This window comes from Paracoccus lichenicola, from assembly GCF_009708075.1.
Taxonomy (GTDB): domain Bacteria; phylum Pseudomonadota; class Alphaproteobacteria; order Rhodobacterales; family Rhodobacteraceae; genus Paracoccus; species Paracoccus lichenicola.
Genome location: NZ_WMBT01000041.1, coordinates 1 through 4,764, shown reverse-complemented (window position 1 = coordinate 4,764; position 4,764 = coordinate 1). Strand labels below are relative to the sequence as shown.

The following is a 4,764-nucleotide window of genomic DNA, read 5'->3' as shown; positions in this document are numbered from 1 at the left end:
AAGCCAGGTTCCTCGAACTGCAAAAAGCCAGCAAATCATGGCTTGTCGCATCTCGAAATAGAACCCACCAGGATGATCCCTGCCACCCAGATAATCGTGGCATAGGCAACGATGTCATCGACCTGCGCCAGCTTGCCCAAGGCACCAAAACCGAAGGCCAGGGCGATCACGGCAACGCCCGGCCAGCGATCCGGCACCGGGCCGTCCTGAGGGGGGTATTGTTTCAATTCGCGCAGGAACATCAGCGCCGACAGGGCCGGGATCAGCGGGCCATGGCTGTATTCCGGGGTCTGCCATGCCAACAGCAGGGCATCCAGCCCGTCGATGAAGAACCAGCCTGCGGCGACGGTTGCCAAGGCCAGCAGAAAGACACCGGCCCCGTTGAACGATGTCCGGTCCCGGATGGCTGTGATATTTTCACTGGAGGCCATGACATAATTACCCTTGCAAATCGCTGACACAAACGGCCGACCCTCTTATAAAGCGACCTTAGCGCGTCAGGATAACGGATTCATGTTGTCCATGAAGACAAGTCAGTCAAATTTTTGCAATGATCGAACAGCAAGGCCAAGCCAGAGGAGAGGTAGCAAAAAGCCCGCATTGGAAGGAAATCCGTAACATGTCCTATATTTGGACCTACACACTCGTGCCGGTCGGGATGGCCATGATCGCGGCAGTTGTCGCGGTCAACCTAAGTCCCGGACCTGTGCTCGTCAGTGCGATCCAGCATTTTGCGGCCGGCGTTGTCTTTGCCGCAGCCGCGGGCGAACTCTTGCCCGACGTGATGCATGGCAATTCTCCCGCGGCAACTTTCGTAGGCGGGTCGATCGGCGTTGGCGTGATGCTTCTTGTCCGGCAGCTTGAAGCCGTCATCAAGGGTCCAGCCGGACTGATAACGATGATCGGCATAGACGTTCTGGTGGATGGACTTGTGCTCGGGATCGCCTTCGTCGCGGGCGCCCAGGCCGGTCTGCTCCTGACCGTCGCACTGACGCTCGAGGTCGTGTTCCTGGGTCTGGCTCTCGTGACCGAGCTAACCGACGCGAACTGGGGGCGCTTCCGGATCGTTGCCGTCACAGGGGCGCTCATGCTCCTGCTTCCCGTCGGCGCTGTCCTCGCCACGCCGATTGCGACAATGCCGGATGTGATCGTCACAGGCTTTCTGGCTTTCGGGCTGATTGCGCTGCTTTACCTCGTGACCGAGGAGTTGCTGGTCGAGGCGCATGAGACACCGGACCGCCCTTGGGTCACGGCGATGTTCTTTGCAGGCTTCCTGCTGCTCCTGTTGCTCGAAGAGGCTCTTGCCTGAACGACCGGTTCCAAGTCCTCCAAGGAGACCAACATGCCCCACGACCATCTCGATCCCGCCTCCGGCGACAAGCGGGTCGCGCTCGCCATCTGGGCGAACAGCATTCTAACGGTCGCACAGATAGCCGGAGGCATCCTTGCGGGCAGCCTCGCGCTGATCGCAGACGCCCTGCACAACTTTTCTGATATGGCATCGCTGGCGATCGCCTTCGCCGCGCGCAAGATCGCCCGGCGTCCGGCCGACGCCCGCATGACTTTTGGTTACGGTCGGATCGAGATCGTGGCCGCCCTGATCAACTACACAACTCTCATCCTCGTCGGCCTCTACCTGATCTACGAAGGTGGCATGCGGATGATCGACCCGCCTGAGGTCCAAGGTTGGTGGGTGGTGATCCTGGGTGGGTTGGCGCTGGCCGTGGATACCTTGACCGCGTTGCTGACCTATTCGATGCAGAAGGGCAGCGTAAACATCCGCGCATTGTTCCTGCATAATCTCAGTGACGCTCTCGCCTCGGTCGCCGTCATTGTCGGCGGCGCGCTGATCATCCTTTATGACATCCGTTGGGTTGATCCTGCGATCACAATCCTGATCGCGCTCTATATCCTCTACCTCGCCCTGACCGAAATCGGCGGTCCGATCCGCACGATGATGCTGGGCAGCCCGCCAGACCTCGACTGCCAGAACGTCATCGACGCGATGCGGGAGGTCGACGGTGTGGCGGATGTCCATCACGTGCATCTGTGGCAGATGCAGGAGCACGAGACGGCGCTAGACTGCCACGTCGTCCTGACTGAGGCGGGATGGTGCGACATGGAAGCCGTGAAAGCGGCGATCAAGGCCATGCTGAAGAATCGCTTCGACATTGGCCATTCCAGCTTGGAATTTGAGCACGAGGACCGCGCTCACGCGGACGCCGATCTCTACGGACATGGCTCGACGGCAGAAGCGAGCAAGCATGCTCACGATGGTGCCCACCCGGCATGAGGACATCATCAGGAGGCTGAGATGGGTCCTCTGGTCATCACGCTGATGGTCATCGGAATGGCGATTGCCGGGTCAGCGCTGGCGGTCGTCCTTTGGTCCATTGCGAACACCGACCGCCGCATCTGGCCACCTCAGACCTTCGGGCCAGTAAAGTTGGCCGTGGGCTGGGGCGGTACGTTCGTCTTTTTTGCGGCGGTCATCGCACTCGGGATGTTGAGCTGGGGCAGCGTCCAACTGCCTATCTGGCTTCGCTACGGTCTTGGGCCGATCCTGATCCTTGCCGGAAACGCAGGCGTCTGGGTCGCGGTGATCGGCTTAGGAGCGAACCAGACAATGGGCGCCCAAGGTCGGCTCAAGACGAGCGGCCTATATCGTTTCTCCCGGAATCCTCAATATGTCGCCGATATCGCGATCCTGATTGGATGGACCCTGCTCAGCGCATCCATCGTCGCCATCCCTGTGATCACCTTGGGCATCGCGGTCTTCACAGCTTTTCCCTTTGCCGAGGAAAGTTGGCTCGAAGAGCGGTATGGCACCGCATATCTCCGCTACAAAGCTGCGGCGCGGCGGTTCCTGTGAGATGTCCCGAGAACGATTGCGGCAGGCCTTAGAAACAGGTTCTCCTGGAAGCTGACCTTCGATCCATGTTCAGCCAGGCGCGTGTCCCAAACGGGAGAGGCAAGCTCTCGACAGGATGACCGCCAAGACGAAGTTGATCAGCCCGAGTGCCACGATGATCACGAGGCCCTGCCCGGTCCGAGCAAACTCATCGTCGCGCCACTAAGGACTGGCGCGCCGGCCTGCGCCAGAAACCCCGGGCGTGGCAATCAGCCCATCAAGGCTGGATAGCGATCCGGGATAAACAATGCCAAGAGCAAGCGCCGCGCGCGATCGAAAAGATGCCGTTGCCTGCGCCGTAGAAGATCACGGCCAGTGCAGGCAGCTCATATCCAGTGCCAGTAGCATGAGCCCGGCTGAAACGCTGCCACAGGCAAAAAGCAGGGACCGAACAGCACCCCGACTGCTGCCGCGTCGGCAAGCGAGAGCCCTTGCGCTTGAAGCAGCGCAGCAGATGCACCGAGATCATGGTGACGGCCAGGCCAGAGGCGACGAGGGCAGATTGTCGCACCCGTTCGGCGGATTGCGTGAGAATAACATATGCGGGCGCCAGAGAAGGCTGATGCTTACCATAGGTCAAGAGGAAAGGAAGGCACCGACCCTAGGGTTACAGGGGTGCGATGGCACAAGCATATTTGATCTCAACAACTCGAAATGCCGGGCTGAGCAGGTTGCATCGGAGGCATGGTCGTGAGGGTATCGAAGGATAATAGGAGCGTAACAGATGCTGACCAGACGACACTTCATCCACACAACCACGGCGCTGTTTTCGGCAACTATTTCTGGTCCTCTGTTTGCGGCATCATGGCCGACTGAAGCACAGAAGGCTGCTTGGGATGCACAGGTCACCCCTGCCGGTTATAATCCCGCCAGCTCGAACCCGTGGGGATTGCACCCGCGCTTCCTACCCCAAAGGGTAAGGGCCAACGACGGCCTGGTGCCGGGTGACATTCATGTGGATGCTGTGGCGAAGTATCTTTACCACATCGAGGCTGGCGGAACCGCAATGCGTTATGGCGTAGCCATCGGACGAGGGGACCTATACGAGCCAGGGGTTTATACGATCAAGCAAAAGGTCGAATGGCCTCACTGGACACCAACTCAGAACATGATTGAGCGTGAGCCGGAGATCTATGCGCAGTTTGAAGGTGGAATGGAGCCCGGTCCCGAAAACGCCCTTGGCTCACGGGCTCTCTATCTCTATGTTGGCGACAAGGATACTTACTTGCGCATCCATGGAACCCCGTTTCCCAAAAGCATCGGCACTAGCGCCAGTTCTGGCTGCGTGCGAATGGTCATGACGCATATCAACGATCTCTTTCCGAAGGTAGAACTCGGCTCCACCGCGTTTCTATATTCGGCCGCGGATAGTGTGACTACGCGTAGCTAGGCCAATGCCTTTTTTGGAGTTGCAGGCCTAACCATATGCCCGAGCGGCTTCAGGCTTTCGACTGCATGCAAATTGGACGGCCCTCAGGCGTGGTAAGCGGAAGAAGTGTTGTTTCCACCTGCCCCCGATGCTCGTACCAATAGCAATTATCCTCTGAAAGAAGACGGGCCGATGCAACGTCCTGCCCCGGCGCAGCTAGCGCGAACAGGTCTGGAGGAAGACTTTCGGAACCGGCTTCTGTCGTTTCTGTCCTTGGTGCCATGTTTCCGCAACCGGCATTGATCAGGACAACTGCCAAGATGATGAGAGATCTGTTTTTCATTTTTGTCTCCTCGTATGGTTTTGCCTTATCAAGCTCCCTTGCACTCAATAGCGTGGCGCACAAGCTCGACAGGAGTAATGAGCGAAAGTTGGTGATGCCCTGAGGGGCGGCATATCATGGCGGTGTTCACGCGCCGTCAAT

At 58.7% G+C, this 4,764-nt stretch carries 7 protein-coding genes; 4 read left to right on the top strand and 3 right to left on the bottom strand.

The annotated features are described in order from the left end of the window. Positions 1 to 35 precede the first annotated feature (35 nt). Positions 36 to 431: an archaeosortase/exosortase family protein gene (locus GIY56_RS18120; RefSeq protein ID WP_154766230.1), complete on the bottom strand. Its 396-nt coding sequence runs from the start codon at positions 429 to 431 to the stop codon at positions 36 to 38. A gap of 119 nt (positions 432 to 550) precedes the next feature. Between GIY56_RS18120 and GIY56_RS18115 the strand changes: the two genes are divergently transcribed. From GIY56_RS18115 to GIY56_RS18105, 3 genes are read left to right on the top strand one after another with little or no spacing between them, the layout of a single operon-like run. Further along, positions 551 to 1,309 carry a ZIP family metal transporter gene (locus tag GIY56_RS18115; protein ID WP_230312636.1) on the top strand — a complete coding sequence of 253 codons (759 nt, stop codon included), beginning with the start codon at positions 551 to 553 and terminating at the stop codon, positions 1,307 to 1,309. Positions 1,310 to 1,342: 33 nt separating this feature from the next. After that, positions 1,343 to 2,293, top strand: coding sequence for a cation diffusion facilitator family transporter (locus GIY56_RS18110; protein ID WP_080623088.1), 951 nt, complete (start codon positions 1,343 to 1,345; stop codon positions 2,291 to 2,293). Positions 2,294 to 2,314: 21 nt separating this feature from the next. Next, on the top strand, positions 2,315 to 2,872 hold the full coding sequence (locus GIY56_RS18105; RefSeq protein WP_080623089.1) for a methyltransferase family protein: 558 nt from the start codon (positions 2,315 to 2,317) through the stop codon (positions 2,870 to 2,872). Between the two features lie 256 nt (positions 2,873 to 3,128). Here GIY56_RS18105 and GIY56_RS18100 read toward each other — a convergent pair whose 3' ends face one another. Further along, complete coding sequence (locus GIY56_RS18100; RefSeq protein WP_154766229.1) at positions 3,129 to 3,491, bottom strand: hypothetical protein; 363 nt, start codon at positions 3,489 to 3,491, stop codon at positions 3,129 to 3,131. A gap of 144 nt (positions 3,492 to 3,635) precedes the next feature. Between GIY56_RS18100 and GIY56_RS18095 the strand changes: the two genes are divergently transcribed. Beyond that, a complete protein-coding gene (locus GIY56_RS18095; RefSeq protein WP_080623090.1) occupies positions 3,636 to 4,301 on the top strand; it encodes a L,D-transpeptidase in 666 nt (221 codons plus the stop codon). A gap of 49 nt (positions 4,302 to 4,350) precedes the next feature. On the opposite strand, the gene GIY56_RS18090 is transcribed toward GIY56_RS18095, so the two are convergent. Beyond that, positions 4,351 to 4,623: a hypothetical protein gene (locus GIY56_RS18090; protein ID WP_146113103.1), complete on the bottom strand. Its 273-nt coding sequence runs from the start codon at positions 4,621 to 4,623 to the stop codon at positions 4,351 to 4,353. Positions 4,624 to 4,764: the final 141 nt, after the last annotated feature.